Below are 23,447 nucleotides of genomic sequence, written 5' to 3'. Positions count from 1 at the left end.
CTCGTATTAAAGAGCAAGCCCGCCTTGAGGCGGACTTTGGAGGATTTTAGGCCACGAATCACAACTGTCAGGCCGATGGACACGAAAAACAGGCTTTCGCGTGCATCGACCTGCCGGTATTTATTCGGAGGGCACGTATTCTACAACTTCCAGATCGAAACCGGATATCGCATTGAACTTCATTGGTGAACTCATCAGGCGCATTTTGCGCACGCCCAGGTCACGAAGGATCTGCGAACCCGCGCCGACGGTGCTGTAAGTGGTCGGTGTCTTGATCGGTTGCTGCCCGGCCGTTTCGCGGATATGGGCCAGCACCACGTCGCCATCCAGCGGATGACCCAGCAGCAGAACCACGCCGCTGCCTGCCTTGGAGACCGCGCTCATCGCGGCTCTCAGGCTCCAGCGGCCTGGCTGCCTGACCATCAGCAGGTCGCGCAGCGGGTCCATGTTGTGCACACGCACCAGGGTCGGTTCTTCCGCGCAGATCTTGCCCAGCGTCAATGCGAGATGGACATCGCCTTCGACCGAATCGCGGTAGGTCACCAGGTTGAAATGCCCCAGTTCGCTGTCCATCGGCTGCTCGGCAATCCGCTGAACGGTACGCTCGTGGATCATCCGATAGTGAATCAGGTCGGCGATGGTACCGATCTTGATGTCGTGTTCGAGGGCAAATGCCTCAAGCTCCGCACGACGCGACATGGTGCCATCGTCGTTCATGACTTCGCAGATCAGACCGCTCGGTTCGAAACCGGCCATTCGCGCCAGGTCGCACGCGGCTTCGGTATGACCGGCGCGGGCCAGCGTGCCGCCTGCCTGAGCCATCAGCGGGAAGATATGGCCGGGGCTGACGATGTCATCTGCCTTGGCGTCCTTCGCAGCAGCAGCCTGCACGGTGCGCGCGCGGTCTGCAGCCGAGATGCCGGTGGTCACGCCTTCGGCGGCCTCGATTGACACGGTGAACTTGGTGCCGAAACCGGAACCGTTGCGCGGCGCCATCAGCGGCAGCTTCAGGGTCTCGCAGCGCTCGCGGGTCATCGGCATGCAGATCAGGCCACGTGCGAAACGGGCCATGAAGTTGATGTGCTCAGGCTTGACGCATTCGGCGGCCATGATCAGGTCGCCTTCGTTCTCGCGGTCTTCGTCATCCATCAGGATGACCATCTTGCCCTGGCGAATGTCTTCTACCAGTTCTTCGATACTGTTGAGCGCCACGCGGCACCCCCTTCAATCAATTCAGGATTTGAGGTAGCCGTTCTCGGCCAGAAAGCTTTCGGTGATGGTGCCGTGACCCGGCTCTGCGGCCTTGTCGCCCAGCAGCAGACGCTCCAGATAGCGCGCCAGCAGGTCGACTTCCAGATTCACCTTACGGCCTGGACGGTAGTCGGACATGATGGTCTCGCTCAGCGTGTGCGGGACGATGGTCAGCTCAAACTCGGCGCCGTTGACCGAGTTGACGGTCAGGCTGGTGCCATCGACCGTGATCGAGCCTTTGTGGGCGATGTACTTGGCCAGTTCACGCGGCGCTCGCACACGGAACTGGATGGCGCGGGCGTTATCTTCACGCGAGACGATCTCGCCCACGCCGTCGACGTGACCGCTGACCAGATGACCGCCCAGACGCGAGGTTGGCGTCAGGGCCTTTTCCAGGTTCACGCGGCTGCCTGACTTGAGGTCAACGAAGGCGGTGACGGTGAGGGTTTCACGACTGACGTCGGCCCAGAAGCCGTCGCCGGGCAGTTCGACGGCCGTCAGGCACACGCCGTTGACGGCGATGCTGTCGCCCAACTGGACGTCGCTCAGGTCGAGCTTGCCGGTTTCCACATAAACGCGGACATCGCCGCCTTTAGGGGTCAGTGCGCGGATGCTGCCGATGGAAGCGATGATGCCGGTAAACATGAGTCCTCCTGGAGAACAAGGGCTTCGCGTTTAGCGAAAGTCTGGAATTATACGCCGGGTACGGGAACAGGGAGAGCAATGACTCGCCAGTCATTGCCGACGGCGCGCATTTCTACGATCTTCAGTTCCAGCGCTTCGCTCATCTGCGCCAGCGGCAGGTCGAGCAATGGTCGGGCCGAGGAACCGAGAAACTTGCCGGCGATGAAAATCTGGAATTCGTCCACCAGCCCAAGACGCGTGAACGCACCCGCCAGCCGCGGACCGGCTTCGACCAGTACTTCGTTGACGCCGCGAGTCCCCAGTTCAGTGAGCAACTTGCGCAGGTCCACGTGACCTGCGCTGTCAGCCATCGCGACAATCTCGTGGCCTTCATCGTGATAACGACCCCGGGCCGACGCTGCGGCGCAGGTGGCGACCAGCGCACTGCCTGCCTGAAAGAATGGCGCGTCGAGCGGCACGCGCAGACGGCCGTCGATCAATACACGCAGTGGTGCACGAGCCGCCGCCAATGCAGTCAACTCAGCGTTCAGGCCCAGCTCGTCCGGGCGCACGGTCAGGCGGGCCTTGTCGGCCAGCACGGTATCGGCACCGGTCAGCACCACACTCGATTGCGCCCGCAGACGCTGAACCGCAGAGCGCGCTTCGGGACCTGTAATCCACTGGCTTTCACCGCTGGCCATGGCCGTGCGGCCATCCAGACTCATCGCCAGCTTGACCCGCACATAAGGCTGGCCGGTTTCCATGCGCTTGATAAAGCCCTTGTTCAGGGCACGCGCTTCGGCTTCGAGCACGCCGCACTGGACTGCAATGCCTGCGGTCATCAATCGCAGCAAGCCACGACCGGCCACCTCCGGGTTGGGGTCCTGCACGGACGCCACGACCCGTGTGACCCCGGCATTCACCAGCGCATCGGCGCAGGGCGGCGTACGACCATGGTGGCTGCACGGCTCAAGGGTGACGTAGGCGGTTGCGCCTCTGGCCTGTTCGCCAGCCTGACGCAACGCATGGACTTCGGCATGAGGCTCGCCAGCAAGGGCATGCCAGCCCTCGCCGACGATCTGTCCTTCCCGCACGATCACGCAACCGACCCGAGGGTTGGGGTGCGTGGAATACAGCCCTTTTCGCGCCAGTTCCAGCGCCCGGGCCATGTAATGAACGTCCAGAGCAGCCTGTTCAGTCAGCAATGCACTCATTCCTTGCCAGGCTCGCGGGCCAGGCGGTCGATTTCTTCACGAAATTCGTTGAGGTCCTGAAAGCGCCGGTAAACCGAGGCGAACCGGATGTAGGCCACTTCGTCGAGTTTCTGCAACTCGCCCATGACCAGTTCACCCACGACGAGGGATTTGACTTCACGCTCCCCGGTCGCACGCAGCTTGTGCTTGATGTGCGCCAGCGCCGCTTCGAGACGTTCGACACTGACGGGGCGTTTCTCAAGGGCACGCTGCATACCGGCGCGCAATTTCTCTTCATCGAAGGGCTGACGGCTGCCGTCGGTCTTGATCAGGCGCGGCAGCACCAGCTCGGCGGTTTCGAACGTGGTGAAGCGTTCGCCGCAGGCCAGACACTCGCGACGGCGGCGGACTTGTTCGCCTTCGGCGACTAGGCGGGAGTCGATGACTTTGGTGTCATTGGCACCGCAGAAGGGACAGTGCATGGTGGCAGGCAACAAAAGAATGAGGAGCGCCATGGTAGCGCATCCCGCTGGCAAGACAAGGCTTGGGGTTTACGGTATATAGACGCGCAATATCGTGATGTGAAATTGCCCGAGCTCGGTAATACTGCATCGGTATCCGGCGTCGTACAGCCTTTCGTTTTTTGTCTTGTGGAGCTCTTGATGACGCTACGCCCCCTTTTTCTGCTCGGACTGTTCGGCTTGCTGGCCGCCTGCAGCAGCAATGACGCCCCCGAGCCGGTCCCGGCCAAGCCTGTTGCGCCAGCGATCAAACTTCCCACCGGCCCAGGTCCGTTGCAGCCTTATCAGCGCGAATTGAGCGGTCAATTGCTGGGTGTACCAGCTGGGGCCGAAGTCGAGCTGGCGATGCTGGTGGTCGATGAACGCAATCGTCCGCAGAAATTGCTGACCAGCACCAAGCTGCAAGGTAACGGGCAGTCGCTGCCGTTCCAGTTGCGCTTCAACCCGGAAGCCTTTCCGGTGGATGGCCGGGTCGAGTTGCGTGGCCGGGCCAGCCAGTCGGGGCAGTTGATTCTGCATCTGCCGTCGATGCGTATTCAGCAGGCCACCAGCCAGGCCTTGGGGCAGTTGCAGTTCGTCAAGGCACCATGACCGCCCCGCAACACCTTCAGCAGGCGCTGCACGAATTGCTCGGCGATGCCCGATTGGTCGTGACAGCGCTGCCGCAGACCACGCTGAAGCTGTGGCTTATCGACGCCGACAACATGGACCGCGCCTTCAGCCCGGACGAGACGCGCCGCATCCTGGAAGAGCCGCCTTACTGGAGTTTCTGCTGGGCGAGCGGTCTGGCGCTGGCGCGTTTTCTGGCCGAGCAGCCGCACTGGGTAAAGGGCAAGCGCGTGCTGGACTTCGGTGCGGGCTCAGGCGTCGCGGGCATTGCTGCCGCCAAGGCGGGCGCGCTGGAAGTGGTGGCCTGCGATCTCGATCCGTTGGCAATCGCTGCGTGCAAGGCCAACGCAGACCTCAACGACGTGCGCTTGAACTACTCGGCGGACTTCTTCGCCGAGGCCGACCGCTTCGACCTGATTCTGGTCGCAGACGTACTCTACGACCGCGCCAACCTGCCCTTGCTCGACCACTTCCTGAGGCGCGGCCGTGAAGCGCTGGTGGCAGACTCGAGGGTTCGGGATTTTCAGCACCCTGCCTATGAACGCCTGGACATGCTCCATGCGCTGACCCTGCCCGATCTGGCCGAGCCGCACGAGTTTCGTGATGTGAGCCTGTATCACGCCGTACGCGTATAACGGCCCTCAAGGACAGGCCCAATTTGCCAGACAACATGCAGGCTGCATGAGAACCACACTCTATGTGGGAGGCGGCTTGCCGGCGATGGCGTCAGGACAGTCACTGAAGCGTCGCCTGAAAGAATGCTTCGCCGGCAAGCCACCTCCCACAGTTTGAGCCGGTGTCCGACCAACCTGATCTACTGATCCCCCCCCGCTCTCGCCGAGACTTCCCTTCCAGCATTCCCCGGCGGGCTTTATAGTTGGCGGCATTCAGATTCTCCGAGACGCGCCATGAGCCAGGACACTGCTTACATCTTCGATGCAACCACGGCGACTTTCGATCAGTTGGTGATCGACAAGTCATTCGACCAACCCGTACTGGTGGATTTCTGGGCCGAGTGGTGTGCGCCGTGCAAGGTGCTGATGCCTCTGCTGCAACAGATCACCGAGAGCTACCAGGGTGAGTTGCTGCTGGCCAAGGTGAACTGCGACATCGAGCAGGACATCGTCGCCCGTTTCGGCATCCGCAGCCTGCCAACCGTGGTGCTGTTCAAGGATGGTCAGCCGGTGGACGGTTTTGCCGGAGCACAGCCGGAATCTGAAATCCGCAAGATTCTCGAACAACACGTGGTCATGCCACCACCGCCCGCCGCTGATCCGCTCAAGCAGGCGCAGGAATTGTTTGCAGAGAGCCGCTTTGCCGACGCTGAAGCCATGCTCAAAGTCGTGCTAGGCGAAGACAACACCAACGCGGCGGCGCTGATTCTGTACGCGCGCTGCCTGGCAGAACGTGGCGAGCTGAGTGAAGCGGGTCAGGTGCTGGATGCCGTCAAGAGTGACGCCCACAAGGCCGAGCTGGCGGGCGCCAAGGCGCAGCTGACCTTTCTTGCCGAAGCCGCCACCCTGCCGGATGCCGCCGAGCTTAAAAGCCGTCTGGCGCAGAATCCGCAGGACGACGAAGCGTCCCATCAACTGGCCATCCAGCAGTTGTCCCGTCAGCAGTACGAAGCGGCACTGGACGGACTGCTCAAGCTGTTCATCCGCAATCGCAACTACGCCGAAGGCCTGCCGCACAAGACGTTGCTGCAGGTGTTCGACCTGTTGGGCAACGACCATCCGCTGGTGACGATGTACCGTCGCAAGCTGTTCGCAGCGCTGTACTAAGCAAGACGCTGGCCGGTGCCGGTATCCCAAGGATGCCAGACACCGGCCAGCGTTGAATCATTTCGCAGCGACCCAACTGTACAGCGGCGCATCCGCCCCGCTCTCGACCTTCACATTCGCGCAATGCCGCAAACGCACCAACAGGCGTTTGCCCGCTGCAGTGCTGCCCGCAACGCCTTCCAGTTGCGCCAGAAGGTCCGGCCCGCTCATCTGTCCGGCCTTTTGCAAAAGGTCCTGCGCCACCTGCCAGACCTTGTCGTCCTGATTGACCGGCCTGCTCTCGACCACAACCGCCGCTGCTTCAGGCGCCGAGGCCTTCAACTGCGCGCCCAACTGGGCCCAATCGCCTTCGTCCAGTTCCAGTGTCAAATCCACCGGCCACTGGCCCACGGTTCCACGAATACGCAACATGATATGCACCTGCCGACAGTCAGAGGCACATGCTCCCACACGTGGGCGCGCATTCCCACGCTCAGTCACACAGCCAGCGACTCATCAATGCCTCATCGCCCATCATGAAGCTGCCGAACGCCCTGATGTCGTAAACGTTTTCCCAGTGCTCGACGATCTTTCCATCGCGAAAGCGCCACAGGCCGCAGAACGGCATGGCGATTTTCTTGCGTTCGCAGGTGGCGCGCATGTAACCCATGACCGAACCGAAGTGATCGTCCGCAACGATCTCGTGAACGTCCATGTACAGGGTCTGGCGGGTGTGCTCAATCAGGTCCAGCTCATGGTTCTGCACCGACCGTCTGCCGATGACCATGGACAATCCGCCCCGGGCACCTCGATCCGCCTTGTGCAGCACAATATCGTGATCCGCGAACTCGGCGATGCGGGCCAGATCCTTGTAGATCGCACGCAGGGTTTCAACGTTGGGATGGAGCTTTTTCATGAGGGGTCTTCCTTGATGCGGTGCAGGTCCCTGGATGTATTGCTGCCACTGACGACGCATCCTGCATTCATTCAGTGGCTACCCCATTCAGGGTAGGATCTGACGACCTGGTCCGTGAGAACGGTTCGGCATAATCCGAACCTGCGCTATTCCAGCCCTCGTTACTGGAAGCACCGTCGCTCAGGAAAAAACACCTCACGCCACACATGACTTGTTATAAGATCACATAACGATTTTTCCCGAAAACGCACTACCGGAGTCTGTTATGCGCCGTCTGCTACTCGCCCTGCCCTTCGCCCTGCTGCCACTCGCTGTCGCCCATGCCGCTGAAGAACACGATCATGATCACGGCGCAGAACACGGCAGCCTTGGCGCTCATGAGCACGGTGTCGGGCGTCTGGACGTGGTATTGGAAGGCAAGACGCTGGAGTTCGAATTCGACAGCCCGGCCATGAACATTGTCGGGTTCGAGCACGAGGCAACGTCGGCTGAAGACAAGGCCAAGCTGGCCAAGGCGCGTGAGTTTCTGCTCAAGCCCAATGCGCTGTTCAGCATCGCCGATGCCGCCAACTGCTCGGCCACGTCGGTCAAAGTGGAAAGCCCGCTGTTCGGCGACAAGGATGATGATCACGAAGAACACGCCAAAGACGGCGACGCCGATCATCACGAGCACAGCGAAATTCATGGCACCTACAAATTCGTCTGTGATGCACCTGCCATCCTGAAGAAGCTGGACCTGTCGCAGATCTTCAAAACATTCCCCGATACCAAGAAGCTTCAGGTACAACTGATCTCGCCAAGTGGCCAGTCGGGCGCAGAAGTGATCGCAGCGAACCCTACGCTGAAGTTCTGATCCCCCTTCGCGGCACATTGACCGGGCCTGGCCCGGTCTTTTGATTTTCAACCGAGCGTGAGTCAGACCATGACCCAAGCACTGATCGAGCTGTCCGACCTGAGCTTCAACTGGCCGGGTCAGCCGCAGCTTCTGGACATCCCCGAATTTCGCCTGGAAACCGGCGAAACCCTTTTCCTGAAAGGTCCGAGCGGCAGCGGCAAGACTACGCTGCTGGGCCTGCTGGGCGGTGTGCAAAAACCCACTCGCGGCACCATCCGCCTGCTGGGGCAGGAGCTTTCGAGCCTGTCCGCAGCAGCGCGGGACCGTTTCCGTGTCGACCACACCGGCTATATTTTTCAGCAGTTCAACCTGCTGCCGTTTCTGTCGGTGCGCGAGAACATCGAACTGCCCTGCCACTTTTCCAAAGTCCGCGCCGAGCGTGCGAAACAGCGGCATGGCAGCGTTGAAAAAGCGACAACGACCCTGCTGACTCACCTGGGTCTGAAAGACCCGGCCATGCTGACCCGACGTGCAGACTCGCTGTCCATCGGCCAGCAACAACGCGTCGCCGCAGCACGCGCCCTGATCGGTCAACCGGAACTGGTGATCGCCGACGAGCCGACCTCCGCACTGGACGCCGACTCACGCGAAGCCTTCATTCGCCTGCTGTTCGCCGAATGCCGCGAAGCCGGCGCCAGCCTGTTGTTCGTCAGTCATGACCAGAGCCTGGCACCGCTGTTCGATCGCAACCTGTCGTTAAGCGACCTCAATCGCGCCGCCGTTGCCGTGGAGATTTGAGATGTATCTGTTTCGTCTGGCCATGGCCAGCCTGGCCAACCGCCGCTTCACCGCGTTCCTCACTGTCTTCGCCATCGCCCTGTCGGTCTGCCTGTTGCTGGCCGTCGAGCGGGTGCGTACCGAAGCACGTACCAGTTTCGCCAGCACCATCAGCGGCACAGACCTGATCGTCGGCGCACGCTCCGGCTCGATCAACCTGCTGCTGTACTCGGTGTTTCGCATCGGCAACGCCACTAACAACATCCGCTGGGACAGCTTCGAACATTTTGCCGAGAGCAAGCAGGTGAAATGGGCGATTCCGATTTCACTCGGCGACTCGCATCGCGGCTACCGGGTGATGGGCACCAACGCGTCGTACTTCGAGCATTATCAGTTTGGCCGCCAACAGCATCTGGAGCTGGCCGAAGGGCGTGAATTCAAGACCGATCCGTTCGAAGTCGTGCTCGGTTCGGAGGTCGCCAAGGCGCTGCATTACAAGCTGGGTGACAAGCTGGTGCTGGCTCACGGCGTAGCAGCGATCAGTCTGGTTAAGCATGACGACAAGCCGTTCACCGTGGTCGGCATCCTCAAACCCACCGGCACACCGGTAGACCGCACACTGCACATCAGCCTGGGCGGAATGGAAGCCATCCACATCGATTGGCACAACGGCGCGCCGGCTCGTGGCAATGAACGCATCTCTGCCGATCAGGCGCGCAACATGGACCTGACGCCGACAGCGATCACAGCATTCATGCTCGGCCTGAACAGCAAGATCTCGACCTTCAGTCTGCAGCGCGAGATCAACGAATACCGTGGCGAACCCATGCTTGCGATTCTGCCGGGCGTGGCCTTGCAGGAACTGTGGAGTCTGATGGGCACGGCTGAAAAGGCTCTGTTCGTGATTTCGCTGTTCGTGGTGCTGACGGGGCTGATCGGCATGCTGACGGCCATCCTCACCAGCCTCAACGAACGCCGCCGCGAGATGGCAATTCTGCGGTCGGTCGGAGCCAGACCCTGGCACATCGCGAGCCTGCTGATACTCGAAGCCTTCGCGCTGGCGCTGGCGGGTGTTGTCAGCGGCCTTGCACTGCTCTATATCGGTATCTTCGTGTCTCAGGATTACGTAATAAATACTTACGGTTTGTACCTCTCGCCTATGCCACCTGGCCAATATGAATGGACATTGCTGGGTGGCATCCTCGCTTGCGCGCTGTTGATGGGAACCGTGCCAGCCTGGCGAGCCTACAGGCAGTCACTGGCAGATGGTCTGTCGATTCGTTTATGAGGACCTTCATAATGCGGCGCATGCTACTCACTCTGCTGCTCTCGGTTTCCACGTCACTGTGGGCCGCCGAGCCGCGTGTACTGACCTGGGCCGAAATGATTCCGCCTGATGCACCTGTCGTGAAGCCGGTGACCACGCCGATGCACGACCTGTCGAAGATGTCCGATGCATTGGCCATGGAGCAAGCACCTGCGGCCAGCCAGCTGGCGCCCCACGCGCCGGTGGTCAAGGCACTGGATGGCAAGCAGGTGCGTCTGCCGGGTTACATCGTGCCACTGGAGGTCAGTGAGGAAGGCAGAGTGATCGAGTTTTTGCTGGTGCCGTATTTCGGTGCCTGCATCCATGTGCCGCCGCCGCCGGCAAACCAGATCGTGCATGTCACGAGTGAGCTGGGTGTGAAGGTCGATGAGCTGTATCAGCCGTACTGGATCGAAGGACCGATGCAGGCCAAGTCGTCTTCAAGCGAACTGGCAGAAGCGGGTTATCAGATGCAGGCAGACAAGATTTTTGTCTACGAATTGCCAGACACGTGAAGAGAAAGGGGTTCCCAGCGATTTCATTGAGCTGAGTCAAAGTCGCCGCTCGACAGCGCTTTAACATTCCGCCCATAAATTTCGACTGATTTCCTGGAGCCCCAATGAACAGACATCTGCTTCGCGCCTCTCTCGTCGCGCTCGCCATCGCCGCCCCTACTGCCGCCCATGCATACGAGGCTGGCGACTTCATCGTTCGCGCTGGCGCGGCGCACGTACAACCCAACGAAGACAGCGGCGAGGTCAGACTCGACGGCTCCAAGGTTTCAGGCACCAAAGCCACGCTCGACGGCAATACCCAGCTCGGTCTGACGTTCGCCTACATGCTGACCCCGCACATCGGCATTGAACTGCTGGCCGCCACCCCGTTCAGTCATACCGTTGCGGTGAAGGGCCTGGGCCCGGGTCTTGACGGCAAGCTGGCCGACATCAAGCACCTGCCGCCGACCCTGTCGTTGCAGTACTACCCAATGGAGCCGTCCTCCAAATTCCAGCCTTATGCGGGCGTGGGCATCAACTACACCATGTTTTTCGACGAAGACCTGACGGGCGACCGCAAGAACCAGGGCTTCAGCAACCTCAAGCTGCAGGACTCGGTCGGCCTGGCCGCGCAACTGGGCATGGACTACATGATCACTGACAACGTACTGGTGAACGCATCGGTCTGGTACGTCGACATCAACACCCAGGCCACCGTGGACGGCCCGTCGGCACTGGCGGTCGGCCGCACCAAAGTGGATGTGGAAATCGATCCGTGGGTCTACATGGTCGGCGTGGGTTACAAGTTCTGATCCACTGCGCGTCAGTCGTTTAAAACACAAAGGCACCCGTTGGGTGCCTTTGCTTTTATGGGCGTTCAAATGCCTTGAACGTGCCACCGTCTATGTGAACGGTCGAGAATAACCGTGGGCCATTGCTTGCTCTTGGAAACTCCAATTCGTAATGGGCCCAGAGAAACTGGTCAGGCGTCTTCAAAACAGTGTTGTCGTGTGCGTCTATAAAGCGTCCGACAGACGTGATAACGAAGCCCAGGACCGTAATCAGTCCTGGATACATCTGTAGGTACTGAAAGAAAGTAGGCCCCGTCGAGTAGCTGTATCGAACAGAGCTCGGGCCAAAAATAACCATAAGAGCCCCACAAATCGTCAGGATAAAACCACACGTAGTCACAAACCCTGGCGCGATGGGGCCTACGTCTCTGCGACCCGCCTTCGCTGCATCCAGATAACGTGAATACCGGTCCATGAAATCATCGACGAAGAACTCGCCAGGCACATCGCGCACTACAATTTTTGGGCGGTTATCAACATCGTTTTTGTCCTGCATGCCGTACGTCCGCTGTAAAAGGACGACGGATGCTAAGAGTCGTTATGCGGGTTGAGAAGATCAAAAGTCGCAACTACAAAAAAGACAGAACGATCCTACAGCCTCGATACCGAGCGCGGACGCGGAGCGTCCTGGACGGCGTTACCACGCAGAGCGCTCATCGTTATACACAAGTCCTCTTGGAGGAATACGATGATGATCGTTCCTACGCTCTGCGTGGGAACGCCTCCCAGGACGCTCCGCGTCCGCTCTTGAATGTGGCGCAGATGCGTGCCTAGGCTCCAGCGTTATCCACGTCATGCGCTCGGCTCACTGAATCCCCAGTCTGTGCCATTTGTGACGCTCTGCGTCACATTCGGGGTTCGGCTTTCACACTGATCGTGAATCAGCGCCCTATCAACAGTGCCAGCCCCGTGTTCAATGGCGTGGGCGCGTCGATGTTGAAGTGATCGAGCAGCCGCTGATTGCTGGCCCGCGAATGCTTGATATCGCCTGAGCGCGGCGCCTGATAGCTGACCTGCGGTTGCTTGCCTGTGACCTGCGCCAGCGCGGCGAGCAATTCGTTGAGCGAGGTGGTCTGGTTCAGGCCGACATTGACGGCACCTTCGATGACGCTGTCCAGTTCCAGTCCCTGCAGCAGCAGCTTGACCAGATCGCCGATGTAGAAGAAATCGCGGGTCTGCTCGCCGTCGCCGAATACTGTGATGGGCAGGCCTTTTTCGATGCGTTCGGCAAAGATGCTGATCACGCCGGAGTAAGGCGATGAAGGATCCTGACGCGGCCCGAAGATGTTGAAGAAGCGGAAGATCACCGGTTCAAGTCCGTGCTGGCGACGATAGAAGTCCAGGTAGAACTCACTGGCCAGCTTGTCCGAGGCGTAAGGCGTCAGCGGCGCTTTGGTGGTGTCTTCGGTGATGGCCTGGCCTTCGCCGTTGTTGCCATAGACCGCAGCACTGGAGGCAAAGATCACCCGTTTGACGCCCGCTTCGCGCATGGCCTCGCACACATTCAGGGTGCCGATGAAATTGCTTTGATGGGTGCGCACAGGATCGTCCACCGAGGCCTGCACCGAGGCCACCGCCGCCAGATGCACAACCGCCTGACAGCCCTGCGCAGCTCGCCTGACCAGTGCAGCATCGGCGACATCGCCCACGATCAGCTCGACCTTGGGGTTGTCCAGCGGCAGGTTGCTGCGTTTGCCCGCCGACAGGTCATCGAGGATGCGCACGGCATGTCCGCGAGCCAGCAACGCGTCGGTCAGGTGCGAGCCAATGAAACCCGCGCCGCCAGTGATCAGAACAGGAGCATCAGACATGTCGGTAATACCGGTCCAGCAGGCTCGGCAGTCCTGCACGCCAGGCGCGGGGCTTGATGCCGAAGGTATGGAGAATTTTCTTGCAGGCCAGCACGGCGTGCTGCGGCTCTTCGCCCGCATCGGGACGTGCGGCGTGGGCCTGCGCGGTGGGCGACTCGACGGCCAGCGGATGCAGCAGGCGCGCCTCGGTCAGCACCGCCTGCCCCAGCGCCAGCGGCGTGGTGGCCTCATGTCCGGCGTAGTGGTACGTGCCCCAGAGCGGCGCTTCGCAGTCGAGCTGCTTGAGCACCGAAATCAGCACGCGGGCTGCGTCATCGACCGGCGTCGGATTACCTCGACGGTCATCGGCCAGCAGCAATTCCTGAGGTTTTTCGGCACTCGACAGGAAACGACCCAGCACCCCATCGGCGCTGTCATCCAGCAGCCAGCCGAAACGGACCAGCACGTGTTGCGGACAGGTTGCACGCACGCTCTGCTCGATACGCCACAGCGCCTGACCACGCAGGCCAAGCGGCACGGGCTCGTCCTTTTCGCTGTAGGCAGTGGCACGCGAACCATCGAAGACTCGATAGCTGGAAGGCTGGACCAGCGTGATGTTGTGGTGCTGACACAATTCGGCCAGCCGCTCGACGGAGCGTTCCTGGCGGGTCAGACGCGCTTCGCTTACCGTCTCCGCCTGAAACCAGTCGAAGTAGTAAGCAAGGTTGATCAAGGCATCGGGACGGGTGTCATCGAGCAGTTGCGTCAGGCTCGCTGCGTCCCAACCGTCTTGCGGTGGACGCGGCGCGAGGAAGCCAATGTCTTCCTCGGCACCCAGACGAATCAACGCCTGCCCGAGGGCATTCCCGCCGCCCAACAGCATAAGGCGCATTCGCATAGAGTCAGCAGGCTCGGTATCAGAATCATCAAATAGATAAATGAAAAACGCCTGCAAACATAACACGTTGGCCGCCAACCCCCAACAGTTGCGCAGCCTGGCGGGTTAATGACGCGTCAAGTGGCTGCCGTACCGGGCGCACCGCCGCCCTTGGGCAGGCTCAAAGGTGCCGGGGACGCCGACGGTGCCGATGGCGCTGGCGGCCCCTCGGCTTCGGTACCCGCCTGAGGCCCTGCGATGCCGGGGCTCATCACCATCTGTGGATAAGTCTGGGCGAAGCGCACGCTCGGGTGTTTATCCACAAGCCGCTTGAGCCGCTCGTTGAAGGCACGCCCGACTGCGTATTGCCCACCGGAAGAGGTGCGGAACTGCGCGGTAAGGACCACGCCGTTGAGATCCATGCGATCCACACCGAACACTTCCAGGGGACCTTGCAGGTTGTTCTTGAGCAAAACATCTTCGGTGATCGAGTGCCCGACTTCACGGATCAGCGACAGCGCATCATCGATGTCCGAGTCGTAGGTGAACTGCACCGAGAAGAACGCGTAGGCAAACTGGCGGGACTGGTTGGTGACGGCCTTGATCTGCCCGAACGGCACCGAGTGCACGAAACCCTTGCCATCACGCAGGCGCACGGTACGAATGGTCAGGCTCTCGACGGTGCCGGAATGTCCGGTGCTGAGCACCACCCAGTCGCCGATGGAAAAGGTGTCTTCCACAATAATGAACAGGCCGGTAATCACGTCCTGCACCAGTTGCTGCGAACCGAAACCGATCGCCAGACCGACCACACCGGCACCGGCCAGCAACGGCGCGACGTTGATGCCCAGATTGGCCATGGTGGTGATCGCGCAAATCACCACCAGCACGATCTTCACGGCGTTGCGCAGCAGCGGCAGGATGGTCTTGACCCGCGTACTTGGCTGACGACCGCTGCGATGATTGATCGGCGGCTTGAGAGCTTCCTGAATCGCAGTGTCCAGCACCACCCACAACAGCCAGGTCACCAGGAAAATCAGACCAATACTGCTCAGCGATTCACTGATGACCCGGCCGAGCGTATTGCGCTGGGCGAACTCGAACATCGAGAAGCCCCAGATCCGGCCCAATACTTCGATAAACGTGATCGCCAGCGCGATGCGCACCACCGCATACAACAGGCTCAACAGACGCGCCTTGTACACGTGTCCGCCACGCCCGAGCTCTTCGGCAGGCTTGAACAGGTGCTGGAAAACGGTGCTCATGAACACCGTGGCAATCAGCAGAATGGTGGTGAACAACGCGCAACGCAGCGCTTCCTGACTGTCTTCGCCAGCACCGATCAGGTTGATGGCCGACACCAGAATCATCAGCAGGATAGGCAGGTGCCACAGGTTCGAGAAGATTTTCAGCGACTGTTGCAAGGCCGGACGCTGCAGACGACTGCTCAACGAACGGTTACGAATCAGGTGGGCCACCGGGCGACGCACCTTGATGATCAGCATGCAGAACACGACCGAGGCAAACAGACCGGTAAACACAGCGACACTGGTGGTCACGTTGCTGCCCAACTGACGGGCGATCTGCGGGCTGGTCAGTGCATCGCTGAGCGCGGCCAGAAAGCCGACCACGAACAAGGGCCTTGGCGCATAGCGGCGGATCATGCGTACCGCGGCACGCTTGTGCCCGGAGTTGAACATCACGATCACGCACAGCAACACCGAAGTCGAGACAATGCCGCTGCTGGTGGCGTAGGCGAAACACAACGCCAGCGCCCGCCCGACCGAGGAAGGCATGAAGTGGCTGACGTAGAGGGTCAGCGGCAGACAGATGATAGCGGGCAGCGTGAACGGCAGGACATACTTGAGCAGCGCCTGACTGCGCTGACGCACACTTAGGAACGCCGTTCGACACAGCCGGACGGCGATGAAACGTCCTACGGTGGTCAGGACCGCAAAAGCGCCTATCCAGACGAAAGACAGAATCAGGAAGTCGCCGACGACACTCCACGGCGAACGCGTGGTGCGTTTGTTGACCAGTTTTTCGAGCTCGTCGGCCGCCCGATCGGCACGCAGTTGCCATGCGTCCAGCAGGTTCTCGTCGAGGTTGAGCTTGTCCTGCACGTCATCAATGCTGGTGCTGATTGCGCCCAGCAGGCCGCCTTGCACAAGGAGCTCGGCAGCGGGTTCAGTGGCCGCGGGGTCTGCTCCATCTGCCGCCTTGGCGTCGGCTTTGTCTGAAGCCTTGGAATCGGCCTTGGCATCGGCTTTGTCAGCCGCCTTGCTGTCCGGCTTTTCAGCGGCCTTGTCGTCGGCGGGGACTGCGGCACTCATCGGCAACGCAGGCACATCCGCGGCTTGAACATGGAAGCTGCCCGCGAACAACAGCAGACCCGTAAGGATCAAGGTTTTCAGCTGAGACGCCACGCAGTTTACTCCTTCAATGGACAGGCAGGGCTTCAGCCCCAAGGAACTGATTCCTGTTTGCGTGGCAAGTTCGGTTTCGACCCGGGAAATAGATGAGCCGATGTTTCAGATGGCCTTTTGCCGGTTAACGCTTATGCAGTGCCTTGCCAATCACCAGCGGGCCGGGACCGGTGATTGCCAGCCCGGCGAACAGGATCATCAGCAGCCAGGCGAACTGGCCCTGCTCGAGTGACCATTCGGGGTGAACGAAGAGGACCGCCACAGCCAATACGGCCAGAATCGGCAGACACGCCAGCCGCGCCCACACACCCAGTATCAGAAGCACCGGGCAGATCACTTCGGCAAACACTGCCAGCCCCAGCGTCAGGGTACCGCCGAGGCCGAACGGGTCCTCTATGCGCTGCACTTCCACGCTCCAGTGCATCAGCTTTGGCAGGCCGTGCACGTGCAGTAACAGCAGCGAGACGCTGACGCGCATGAACAACAGCCCCCAGCCAATAAGGGTTTGAGCGCGTTTCGGCGACACGCCGGACTGAAGGTGCGATGCGTTGGACAGCATGGTCTAGGATCTCTCGGGCAGGCTGGGCTTTGGCAGGATTATGCGGCGAGCCGGTTGCAGGAAATTGTTTCGATGTGCCGAGTTCACGGACAGGCAGATGGGCACATACACGCAATTTCTGCGAGCGGACTGGATCGATACTGCAGCAGTGCGCCCGGACAACTGCGCCAGCCCGATCAACCCGACACGAGAGAGAGAACTGCATGAGCACTTTCAAGACAAAAGACGGCACCGAGATCTATTTCAAGGACTGGGGAACGGGCAAGCCAGTGCTCTTCAGTCATGGCTGGCCGCTGGACGCGGACATGTGGGAATACCAGATGGAGTACCTGAGCAGCCGTGGCTATCGCACCATCGCGTTCGACCGTCGCGGGTTCGGCCGCTCAGACCAGCCGTGGACCGGCTACGACTATGACACCTTCGCCGATGACATCGCTGCACTGATCGAACACCTGGACCTGCGCGACGTGACGCTGGTGGGCTTTTCCATGGGTGGCGGTGACGTGACCCGCTACATTGGCCGCCACGGCACCGAACGTGTCGCCAAACTGGCACTGCTGGGTGCGGTGACACCCTTTTTCATGAAAACCGATGACCATCCGCAAGGCGTGGACAAGTCGGTTTTTGATGGCATCAAGGCGGGCCTGCTCAAAGACCGCGCACAATTCATCGCCGACTTCGCCACCCCGTTCTATGGCATCGATAAAGGCCAGACCGTCTCTGATGGCGTGATGACCCAGACACTGAACATCGCGCTGTTGGCTTCGCTCAAGGGCACCGTGGACTGTGTGACCGCGTTCTCGGAAACCGACTTCCGTCCCGACATGGCAAAGATCGACGTACCGACGCTGGTCATTCATGGCGACGGCGACCAGATCGTGCCGTTCGAGGCGACCGGCAAGCTGGCTGCCGAGATGATCAAGGGCGCTGAATTGAAGGTCTATTCCGGCGCGCCACATGGCTTTGCGGTCACCCATGGGCAGCAACTCAACGAAGACCTGTTGGCGTTTCTGGCTGATTGATGCCCACGCAAGCCGCCTGACAGTTCACCGGACTGTGGAAGGCGGCTTGTCGGCGATCGCGTCAGTTCAGTCTGTGATGCAGCGCCTGAAAAAACGCATCGCCGGCAAGCCGGCTCTTATCAAACAACCTGTAACCCACTGAAGAAACTGGATTTTGTGGGAGCGGACCGGGCGGCGTTCCGTTTGTCCGCGAATACTGTATTTCAGACGATGAATATTCGTCGGATGTACTGGCCTTTTCGCGGACAAGTCCGCTCCCACTGAGTTTGCTGCGCGACAGCGCTACGTCGAAGACGTGGTGGCGCCTCCCACGACAAGCAGAGTGTCTTCAGTCAGTTACGCACTGGCTGAAGACATGCGATCAGTCAGCCTGCACGGTCAACTGATTCTGCTCACCCAGTCCGGCGATCCCGAGGCGGATGCGCTGGCCTGCCTTGAGAAAGACCGGTTCGGGCTTCACGCCAAGGCCCACACCAGGCGGTGTGCCGGTTGAAATCACGTCGCCCGGCTGCAGGCTCATGCAGCGGCTCAGGTAGGCGATCAATTGCGGGATGGTGAAGACCAGCGTGCGGGTGTTGCCGTTCTGATAGCGATGGCCATCGACTTCCAGCCACAGGTCCAGCGAATGCGGATCGGCGATCTCGTCGCGAGTCACCAGCCAGGGACCGAGCGGACCGAACGTGTCGAACCCCTTGCCCTTGTCCCAGGTGCCGCCGCGCTCCAGTTGCCATTCGCGTTCGGACACGTCGTTGATGACGCAATAACCGGCCACATGCTCCATGGCATGGGCTTCGTCGATATTGCGCCCGCCCTTGCCGATCACCACACCCAGCTCCACTTCCCAGTCGGTCTTGACCGAGCCTCGGGGAATCTCGATGTTGTCGTTCGGGCCGCAAATGGCGCTGGTCCATTTGTTGAAAATGACCGGCTCCTTGGGCACTTCCATGTTGGATTCAGCGGCATGGTCGGCGTAGTTGAGGCCGATGCACACGAACTTGCCCACCTGCCCGACGCAAGCGCCGATGCGGGGCTGGCCTGTGACCAGTGGCAGACTGACGGGATTGATGGTTGCCAAGGCGGCAAGGCCGGCCGGGGTCAGTACATCGCCCGCAATGTCTTTGACATGGCCGGACAGGTCACGAATCTGATTGTCAGCGTCCAGCAGGCCGGGTTTTTCCGCGCCTTTTTCTCCGTAACGTAGCAGTTTCATCGGGTTCTCCTGTTGTCTGTCGAACATGCAAACCGGGGTCAGACGCTCATGCCGCCATCAATGACGTGCACCGCACCTGAGGTGTATGAAGACGCATCAGAGCCCAGGTAAAGGACCAGTTGCGCGATTTCCTCGACGCTGCCGATGCGCCCCATGGGCTGGCGGTCGACGAACTGTTGATAGACCTGAGCCTCGGAAACACCTTGTTGCTCGGCCTGGGCAGCGATGCGCGTGCGCAGCGACGGCGAATCCACCGTACCCGGACAAATAGCATTGCAACGAATGCCCTGCCCAATGAAATCTGTGGCCACCGACTTGGTCAGCCCGATTACCGCCGCCTTGCTGGCACTGTAGGCAAAGCGATTGGGCACGCCCTTCACGCTTGAAGCCACGGATGACATGTTGATGATCGAACCGCCGCCGCGGGCAAGCATGCCGGGCAGAAACGCCTGAATCATGCGGTACATGGCCGTGACATTGAGGTCCATGGAGCGCTGCCACGCGGCCTCGTCGCAATCCAGAATCGTTCCTGCGTGCACGTACCCTGCGCAGTTGAACAGCACGTCTACCGGGCCGATCCGCTCGCAGGCCCGCTGGATATCCTGCGCAGAGGTCACGTCCAGCCGGATGGCTTCAACGCCTTCAATGCCCCGCAGATTGTGCAGATTGATGTCGGTCGCAATGACCTCGGCACCAGCGTTCGCGAACGCCTTGGCACTGGCCAGACCAATACCCTGCCCCGCCGCCGTTATAAGGACTCGCTTGTCGTTCATGATGCTTCTCCTTGCGAAAGAACAGCACCGACAACCCTAGTTTGCCAACACTCTGCACGCCGAGAATCGGACCGATGCCACTGATTCACGCTGAACTGAAAGTCTGCACGTAGACGCCTTCATTTCGATGACGTCGATCGGGCTTGCTGTGCAGATCTGGTCGAAGCTAACCCGATAAACCTTTCAGATGCCTGAACACGACAGCCAATTAGAGGGCTGCCACATGGCGTTTTCTTAATAAATCGACGCTCTGGTTGGTGATAAAAACGATCGATCTGCAACAGCGCAGGCAGTGTTGAATCAGATCAACGTTTTCTACCCGCCGGAGGTTCCTCTCATGAACGACTATCTGTTAGGTCATTCTTCAGCAGAACTGGAGCGCCTTAAATTCCAGGCGAACATTCTGTCGCCCATCACCACACGCCTGCTGATAGAAAGTGGCCTGGAGGAAGGCATGCATGTGCTGGACCTCGGCAGTGGGCCGGGCGACGTCGCCATGCTGGCGGGCAGGCTTGTCGGACCGACGGGCAGTGTCACAGGAATCGATCGCAGCCCCGAAGCCGTCGAACTTGCAAACTTCAGAGCCGCGGAAGCAGGGTTGAGAAACGTCAGGTTTGAGGTCTTTGATATTCAGGACTTTCAGAGCCCGTCACCTTTCGACTGCGTCGTGGGGCGCTGTGTGACGATCCATCAGCGCGATCCGGTCGCTTTTCTGCGTCAGGCGGCAAGCCTGGTCAAGCAAGGAGGAACACTGGCGCTGCATGAGGTGTTCATGGCGAACTTGCCGATGGAGTCGTACCCAAATATCCCTATGCTGACCACTGCGGGCCAACTTATCTGCGCAGCCTTCGACACCGGTGGCGTAACGCACGGCACTGCGGCACACCTGATCAAACATTTTTCAGACGCAGGGCTGCCCCAACCTGAGCTCTTCTGCCAGCGGCACGTTGGCGGGGGCGAGCACTCATTCATGTACCGCTGGGCCGCAGAAACGCTGAAAACCGTGTATCCGCACCTGATCAGTATCGGGCGGGTCACTGCCGACCCGGAATACCTGGAAACGTTTGAAGACCGACTGAAAGCCGAGGCAGTGGCCACCTGCGCCCAGATAATTGGGCCGAACCAGATCACCGCTTGGGTCAGGCTATGACAACCAGCGTTTGAGCAGAAAGATCAAGGCGCAACGTCTGCGGTCATAATTAATACACATCATGAGTACTAATATCACTGCCAGTCGAACGGCCCCTGCGCTTCGTGCGCCGGGGCCGTTCTTTTTTAGCTGGCAAGCGGCGTCCAGACCCTGGCTGAACCTGCCCCATCCAGCGCAGAAACCCTTGATGTCATCAGGAAAAACGTCATGAACAACAGTTCGATAGCGCGCTCTCGTCGATTTCCGGTCACCCGTCTGGCGCTGCTGATTTCACTGAACTCTGCATGCCTGTTCAGTCCGTTGAGCCAGGCAGATGAAGCACCTGCGGCGACCAGCGACGAAGCGGCCACGACGCTGGGCACGGTATCGGTCATCGGGCAGGGTGAGACGCGACAGGTGCAGCGAGTCACGCAGAAAGATGTCGAGGCCTACTCAGCCGGCACCAGCCCGCTGAAAGTTCTGCAGCGCCTGCCTGGAGTCAATTTCCAGTCCGGCGATCCGCTGGGACGTGAAGAAGGCAGTCAGCGCATCAGCCTGCGCGGATTCGACATGCACCACCTGGGCTATACGCTGGACGGCGTCACGCTGGGCAACATGAGCTTCGGCAACTTCAACGGACTGAGCATCACCCGGGCGATCATTGCCGAGAACATCAAGGCCAGCGAAGTGGCGCCGGGGATCGGCTCGCTGGGCACCGCGTCGAACAGTGATCTGGGCGGCACCATCCAGTTCACCACGTCCGATCCGGACAAGGAATTCGGCGCGCGCCTGTCGCAGACGCTGGGCAGCTATGACACCCGCCGCGAATTTATCCGCGTGGACACCGGCGAGTACAACGGCCTGTCCGCCTATGTGTCGGGCGAGAAATACGACGCAGACGCCTGGAAAGGCCACAACAATCCACAGCAGTCGGACGCGGTGAACGCCAAGGTCAATTACAACTTCGGCGACAACCGCATCAGTTTCTTTCACAGCACCTCATCCCACGAAGAGGCCAACCTGCCCTCGTTGTCGCAGAGCATCATTCAGCGACTGGGCTACAACTGGAGCTACTACACGCCGGACTGGACCCGCGCGGTCAATGCGGCCAACGGTATCTACACAGGCGGCGTGACCAGCGCGTCCGATGCAACTTACAACGCCAGCAGTCTGCGCGATGACGAACTGGACATTCTCAACGGCAACTTCTCCCTGACCGACGATCTGGTGCTGGACACCACGGTCTACCACCACCACGACTCCGGCCGGGGCAACTCGTATTACCCGTTCATCTTCACCAGCGGCTCGACGACGGTGCCCAGCAACTCGATCCGCAGCACGGTGTACGGCATCGACCGTACCGGCTTCCAGACATCGCTTACCTACTACCTGGGCCAGCATGAAATCCAGGGCGGTTTCTGGATTCAATCGAACAAGAACGACATCGCCCGTTACCTGTTCGATACCACCAACGCGACGCCGCAGAACCACATCGTCAAAACCAACGGTCTGCCGCTGGCGGCCACGGTGCTGGACCAGGACTACAACGACCTGACCCGACAGTTTTACCTGCGCGACACCTACACCCTGCTCGACGACCGTTTGAAGCTTGAGTTCGGCGCCAAGAACACCGTGACAACGTCCACCGCAAGGGGCAAGGGCGGTGGTTACGCCAGCGGTTCGCTGGAAGCGCGGGATCGATTCCTGCCGCAGGTGGGCGCGACGTACAAGCTCGATGACGAGGATGAAGTCTTCACCTCGTACTCCGAGAACATGGCCGCATTCCCCAGCGGCGGCTACAGCCCGTTCTTCACCACGCAGACCGCAGTCGATGCGCAGAACGGCTTCAAGGACCTCAAACCGGAAACCTCGAAGACCGTTGAACTGGGCGTACGGCGCAGCACTGCGCTGTATTCGGCCTCGGCGGCGATCTACAGCACGAAGTTCGATAACCGTCTGGTGGCCATCACCAATTGCACCGGTATCGTGATCTGCCAGAACGGCGTGGCCAACGTCGGTTCCGTGACCAGCCGGGGCATGGAGTTGTCATTCGGCCTGACGCCCGATGAGCACTGGCGCTGGTCCAACTCCCTGTCCTACAACCACAGCACCTACGATGACGACTACGTCAGCGGCGGCAACACCGTACCGGTGAAAGGCAAGACGGTCGTCGATACGCCGAAACTGATGTACGCCAGCAACCTGGACTGGAACTGGGAGCACTGGAACGCGGGGCTGCAAGGCAATTACCTCAGCAAGCGTTATTACACCTACACCAATGATTCGAGTGTCAGCGGCTACTGGGTGGCGAACGCCAACCTGGGGTATGACTTCGGCAAACTGGGCGCGGTGAAGGACACGAGTCTGTCGCTGAACGTGGTCAACCTGTTCGACAAACGCTATATCTCCACGCTCAACACCGACGCCAGCGCGGCCACCGACCCACTGGGCAACCTGCAGATTCTGCAGGTCGGCACGCCGCGCAGTGCGTTCGTGACGTTAGGCGTCAAGCTCTGAGGCAACC

24 protein-coding genes are annotated in these 23,447 nt (G+C 60.2%); 11 read left to right on the top strand and 13 right to left on the bottom strand.

Features of this window, described 5'->3' with window-relative positions:
* Positions 1-120 precede the first annotated feature (120 nt).
* The 4 genes from ribBA to nrdR are packed head-to-tail and all read right to left on the bottom strand — an operon-like array spanning position 121 to position 3,550.
* The gene (gene ribBA, locus CFBP1590_RS03685; RefSeq protein ID WP_004883744.1) at positions 121-1,212 is read right to left on the bottom strand and encodes a bifunctional 3,4-dihydroxy-2-butanone-4-phosphate synthase/GTP cyclohydrolase II; all 1,092 of its coding nucleotides are present in this window, start codon (positions 1,210-1,212) and stop codon (positions 121-123) included.
* Positions 1,213-1,233: 21 nt separating this feature from the next.
* Positions 1,234-1,896: a riboflavin synthase gene (locus CFBP1590_RS03680; protein WP_004883743.1), complete on the bottom strand. Its 663-nt coding sequence runs from the start codon at positions 1,894-1,896 to the stop codon at positions 1,234-1,236.
* Between the two features lie 47 nt (positions 1,897-1,943).
* Entirely contained in the window at positions 1,944-3,089 is a 1,146-nt protein-coding gene (ribD, locus tag CFBP1590_RS03675) for a bifunctional diaminohydroxyphosphoribosylaminopyrimidine deaminase/5-amino-6-(5-phosphoribosylamino)uracil reductase RibD (protein ID WP_088234491.1), read from the bottom strand.
* On the bottom strand, positions 3,086-3,550 hold the full coding sequence (gene nrdR, locus CFBP1590_RS03670) for a transcriptional regulator NrdR (RefSeq protein WP_004883741.1): 465 nt from the start codon (positions 3,548-3,550) through the stop codon (positions 3,086-3,088). The genes ribD and nrdR overlap by 4 nt, the downstream gene beginning before the upstream one ends.
* 180 nt (positions 3,551-3,730) lie before the next feature.
* Between nrdR and CFBP1590_RS03665 the strand changes: the two genes are divergently transcribed.
* From CFBP1590_RS03665 to trxA, 3 genes are all read left to right on the top strand, one after another.
* On the top strand, positions 3,731-4,180 hold the full coding sequence (locus CFBP1590_RS03665) for a YbaY family lipoprotein (protein ID WP_004883740.1): 450 nt from the start codon (positions 3,731-3,733) through the stop codon (positions 4,178-4,180).
* On the top strand, positions 4,177-4,833 hold the full coding sequence (locus tag CFBP1590_RS03660) for a class I SAM-dependent methyltransferase (protein ID WP_088234490.1): 657 nt from the start codon (positions 4,177-4,179) through the stop codon (positions 4,831-4,833). Before CFBP1590_RS03665 ends, CFBP1590_RS03660 begins: the two co-directional genes overlap by 4 nt.
* 273 nt (positions 4,834-5,106) lie before the next feature.
* Positions 5,107-5,979, top strand: coding sequence for a thioredoxin (gene trxA / locus CFBP1590_RS03655; RefSeq protein ID WP_088234489.1), 873 nt, complete (start codon positions 5,107-5,109; stop codon positions 5,977-5,979).
* A 57-nt stretch (positions 5,980-6,036) separates the two neighbouring features.
* Here the strand turns inward: trxA and CFBP1590_RS03650 are convergent, their stop codons facing one another.
* A complete protein-coding gene (locus CFBP1590_RS03650) occupies positions 6,037-6,390 on the bottom strand; it encodes a hypothetical protein (protein ID WP_088234488.1) in 354 nt (117 codons plus the stop codon).
* Between the two features lie 61 nt (positions 6,391-6,451).
* Positions 6,452-6,874, bottom strand: a complete 423-nt coding sequence (locus CFBP1590_RS03645; RefSeq protein WP_043305252.1) for a nuclear transport factor 2 family protein — start codon at positions 6,872-6,874, stop codon at positions 6,452-6,454.
* 265 nt (positions 6,875-7,139) lie between these two features.
* Between CFBP1590_RS03645 and CFBP1590_RS03640 the strand changes: the two genes are divergently transcribed.
* The 5 genes from CFBP1590_RS03640 to CFBP1590_RS03620 all read left to right on the top strand — a co-directional run bounded on the left by CFBP1590_RS03640 (position 7,140) and on the right by CFBP1590_RS03620 (position 11,098).
* Positions 7,140-7,727: a DUF2796 domain-containing protein gene (locus tag CFBP1590_RS03640; RefSeq protein ID WP_029241894.1), complete on the top strand. Its 588-nt coding sequence runs from the start codon at positions 7,140-7,142 to the stop codon at positions 7,725-7,727.
* Between the two features lie 69 nt (positions 7,728-7,796).
* Positions 7,797-8,507 carry an ABC transporter ATP-binding protein gene (locus CFBP1590_RS03635; protein ID WP_043305254.1) on the top strand — a complete coding sequence of 237 codons (711 nt, stop codon included), beginning with the start codon at positions 7,797-7,799 and terminating at the stop codon, positions 8,505-8,507.
* Position 8,508: 1 nt separating this feature from the next.
* A complete protein-coding gene (locus CFBP1590_RS03630) occupies positions 8,509-9,774 on the top strand; it encodes an ABC transporter permease (RefSeq protein WP_004883733.1) in 1,266 nt (421 codons plus the stop codon).
* An 11-nt stretch (positions 9,775-9,785) separates the two neighbouring features.
* Positions 9,786-10,307 (top strand): DUF3299 domain-containing protein, encoded by a 522-nt coding sequence (locus CFBP1590_RS03625; RefSeq protein WP_004883732.1) that lies wholly within the window; start codon positions 9,786-9,788, stop codon positions 10,305-10,307.
* Between the two features lie 104 nt (positions 10,308-10,411).
* Positions 10,412-11,098, top strand: coding sequence for an OmpW/AlkL family protein (locus CFBP1590_RS03620; RefSeq protein WP_025995578.1), 687 nt, complete (start codon positions 10,412-10,414; stop codon positions 11,096-11,098).
* A gap of 55 nt (positions 11,099-11,153) precedes the next feature.
* On the opposite strand, the gene CFBP1590_RS03615 is transcribed toward CFBP1590_RS03620, so the two are convergent.
* The 5 genes from CFBP1590_RS03615 to CFBP1590_RS03590 form a co-directional block, all read right to left on the bottom strand.
* A complete protein-coding gene (locus CFBP1590_RS03615) occupies positions 11,154-11,633 on the bottom strand; it encodes a hypothetical protein (RefSeq protein WP_088234487.1) in 480 nt (159 codons plus the stop codon).
* Between the two features lie 385 nt (positions 11,634-12,018).
* The gene (locus tag CFBP1590_RS03605) at positions 12,019-12,948 is read right to left on the bottom strand and encodes an NAD-dependent epimerase/dehydratase family protein (RefSeq protein WP_088234486.1); all 930 of its coding nucleotides are present in this window, start codon (positions 12,946-12,948) and stop codon (positions 12,019-12,021) included.
* On the bottom strand, positions 12,941-13,825 hold the full coding sequence (locus tag CFBP1590_RS03600) for a sugar nucleotide-binding protein (protein WP_004883728.1): 885 nt from the start codon (positions 13,823-13,825) through the stop codon (positions 12,941-12,943). Before CFBP1590_RS03600 ends, CFBP1590_RS03605 begins: the two co-directional genes overlap by 8 nt.
* A 116-nt stretch (positions 13,826-13,941) precedes the next feature.
* Positions 13,942-16,230 carry a mechanosensitive ion channel family protein gene (locus tag CFBP1590_RS03595; RefSeq protein ID WP_088234485.1) on the bottom strand — a complete coding sequence of 763 codons (2,289 nt, stop codon included), beginning with the start codon at positions 16,228-16,230 and terminating at the stop codon, positions 13,942-13,944.
* A 124-nt stretch (positions 16,231-16,354) separates the two neighbouring features.
* Positions 16,355-16,708, bottom strand: a complete 354-nt coding sequence (locus tag CFBP1590_RS03590; RefSeq protein ID WP_370454400.1) for a DoxX family protein — start codon at positions 16,706-16,708, stop codon at positions 16,355-16,357.
* 284 nt (positions 16,709-16,992) lie between these two features.
* Between CFBP1590_RS03590 and CFBP1590_RS03585 the strand changes: the two genes are divergently transcribed.
* The gene (locus tag CFBP1590_RS03585) at positions 16,993-17,811 is read left to right on the top strand and encodes an alpha/beta fold hydrolase (RefSeq protein WP_088234484.1); all 819 of its coding nucleotides are present in this window, start codon (positions 16,993-16,995) and stop codon (positions 17,809-17,811) included.
* Positions 17,812-18,172: 361 nt separating this feature from the next.
* On the opposite strand, the gene CFBP1590_RS03580 is transcribed toward CFBP1590_RS03585, so the two are convergent.
* Positions 18,173-19,021, bottom strand: coding sequence for an ureidoglycolate lyase (locus CFBP1590_RS03580; RefSeq protein ID WP_043305261.1), 849 nt, complete (start codon positions 19,019-19,021; stop codon positions 18,173-18,175).
* A gap of 38 nt (positions 19,022-19,059) precedes the next feature.
* Positions 19,060-19,794, bottom strand: coding sequence for an SDR family oxidoreductase (locus CFBP1590_RS03575; RefSeq protein WP_088234483.1), 735 nt, complete (start codon positions 19,792-19,794; stop codon positions 19,060-19,062).
* 337 nt (positions 19,795-20,131) lie between these two features.
* Here CFBP1590_RS03575 and CFBP1590_RS03570 point away from each other — a divergent pair, with 337 nt between their 5' ends.
* Complete coding sequence (locus CFBP1590_RS03570) at positions 20,132-20,944, top strand: class I SAM-dependent methyltransferase (protein ID WP_088234482.1); 813 nt, start codon at positions 20,132-20,134, stop codon at positions 20,942-20,944.
* A gap of 207 nt (positions 20,945-21,151) precedes the next feature.
* Positions 21,152-23,440, top strand: coding sequence for a TonB-dependent receptor (locus CFBP1590_RS03565; protein ID WP_088234481.1), 2,289 nt, complete (start codon positions 21,152-21,154; stop codon positions 23,438-23,440).
* The last annotated feature ends 7 nt before the right edge of the window (positions 23,441-23,447 follow it).

The sequence above is a fragment of the Pseudomonas viridiflava genome (genome assembly GCF_900184295.1).
Taxonomy (GTDB): domain Bacteria; phylum Pseudomonadota; class Gammaproteobacteria; order Pseudomonadales; family Pseudomonadaceae; genus Aquipseudomonas; species Aquipseudomonas viridiflava.
Note: the sequence above shows the minus strand (reverse complement) of the source record. Positions and strands in the feature narration are given on the sequence as shown.

What these genes read in the sequence shown, in the direction of transcription:
- CFBP1590_RS03590 (WP_370454400.1), bottom strand. Translation starts at nt 16,708, where the DNA reads ATGCGCGTCAGCGTCTCGCTGCTGTTACTGCACGTGCACGGCCTGCCA.
- CFBP1590_RS03640 (WP_029241894.1), top strand. Translation starts at nt 7,140, where the DNA reads ATGCGCCGTCTGCTACTCGCCCTGCCCTTCGCCCTGCTGCCACTCGCT.
- trxA (WP_088234489.1), top strand. Translation starts at nt 5,107, where the DNA reads ATGAGCCAGGACACTGCTTACATCTTCGATGCAACCACGGCGACTTTC.
- CFBP1590_RS03585 (WP_088234484.1), top strand. Translation starts at nt 16,993, where the DNA reads ATGAGCACTTTCAAGACAAAAGACGGCACCGAGATCTATTTCAAGGAC.
- CFBP1590_RS03680 (WP_004883743.1), bottom strand. Translation starts at nt 1,896, where the DNA reads ATGTTTACCGGCATCATCGCTTCCATCGGCAGCATCCGCGCACTGACC.
- CFBP1590_RS03620 (WP_025995578.1), top strand. Translation starts at nt 10,412, where the DNA reads ATGAACAGACATCTGCTTCGCGCCTCTCTCGTCGCGCTCGCCATCGCC.
- CFBP1590_RS03580 (WP_043305261.1), bottom strand. Translation starts at nt 19,021, where the DNA reads ATGAAACTGCTACGTTACGGAGAAAAAGGCGCGGAAAAACCCGGCCTG.
- CFBP1590_RS03630 (WP_004883733.1), top strand. Translation starts at nt 8,509, where the DNA reads ATGTATCTGTTTCGTCTGGCCATGGCCAGCCTGGCCAACCGCCGCTTC.
- CFBP1590_RS03615 (WP_088234487.1), bottom strand. Translation starts at nt 11,633, where the DNA reads ATGCAGGACAAAAACGATGTTGATAACCGCCCAAAAATTGTAGTGCGC.
- CFBP1590_RS03645 (WP_043305252.1), bottom strand. Translation starts at nt 6,874, where the DNA reads ATGAAAAAGCTCCATCCCAACGTTGAAACCCTGCGTGCGATCTACAAG.
- CFBP1590_RS03660 (WP_088234490.1), top strand. Translation starts at nt 4,177, where the DNA reads ATGACCGCCCCGCAACACCTTCAGCAGGCGCTGCACGAATTGCTCGGC.
- CFBP1590_RS03650 (WP_088234488.1), bottom strand. Translation starts at nt 6,390, where the DNA reads ATGTTGCGTATTCGTGGAACCGTGGGCCAGTGGCCGGTGGATTTGACA.
- CFBP1590_RS03600 (WP_004883728.1), bottom strand. Translation starts at nt 13,825, where the DNA reads ATGCGAATGCGCCTTATGCTGTTGGGCGGCGGGAATGCCCTCGGGCAG.
- CFBP1590_RS03565 (WP_088234481.1), top strand. Translation starts at nt 21,152, where the DNA reads ATGAACAACAGTTCGATAGCGCGCTCTCGTCGATTTCCGGTCACCCGT.
- CFBP1590_RS03625 (WP_004883732.1), top strand. Translation starts at nt 9,786, where the DNA reads ATGCGGCGCATGCTACTCACTCTGCTGCTCTCGGTTTCCACGTCACTG.
- nrdR (WP_004883741.1), bottom strand. Translation starts at nt 3,550, where the DNA reads ATGCACTGTCCCTTCTGCGGTGCCAATGACACCAAAGTCATCGACTCC.
- CFBP1590_RS03635 (WP_043305254.1), top strand. Translation starts at nt 7,797, where the DNA reads ATGACCCAAGCACTGATCGAGCTGTCCGACCTGAGCTTCAACTGGCCG.
- CFBP1590_RS03665 (WP_004883740.1), top strand. Translation starts at nt 3,731, where the DNA reads ATGACGCTACGCCCCCTTTTTCTGCTCGGACTGTTCGGCTTGCTGGCC.
- ribD (WP_088234491.1), bottom strand. Translation starts at nt 3,089, where the DNA reads ATGAGTGCATTGCTGACTGAACAGGCTGCTCTGGACGTTCATTACATG.
- CFBP1590_RS03575 (WP_088234483.1), bottom strand. Translation starts at nt 19,794, where the DNA reads ATGAACGACAAGCGAGTCCTTATAACGGCGGCGGGGCAGGGTATTGGT.
- CFBP1590_RS03570 (WP_088234482.1), top strand. Translation starts at nt 20,132, where the DNA reads ATGAACGACTATCTGTTAGGTCATTCTTCAGCAGAACTGGAGCGCCTT.
- CFBP1590_RS03605 (WP_088234486.1), bottom strand. Translation starts at nt 12,948, where the DNA reads ATGTCTGATGCTCCTGTTCTGATCACTGGCGGCGCGGGTTTCATTGGC.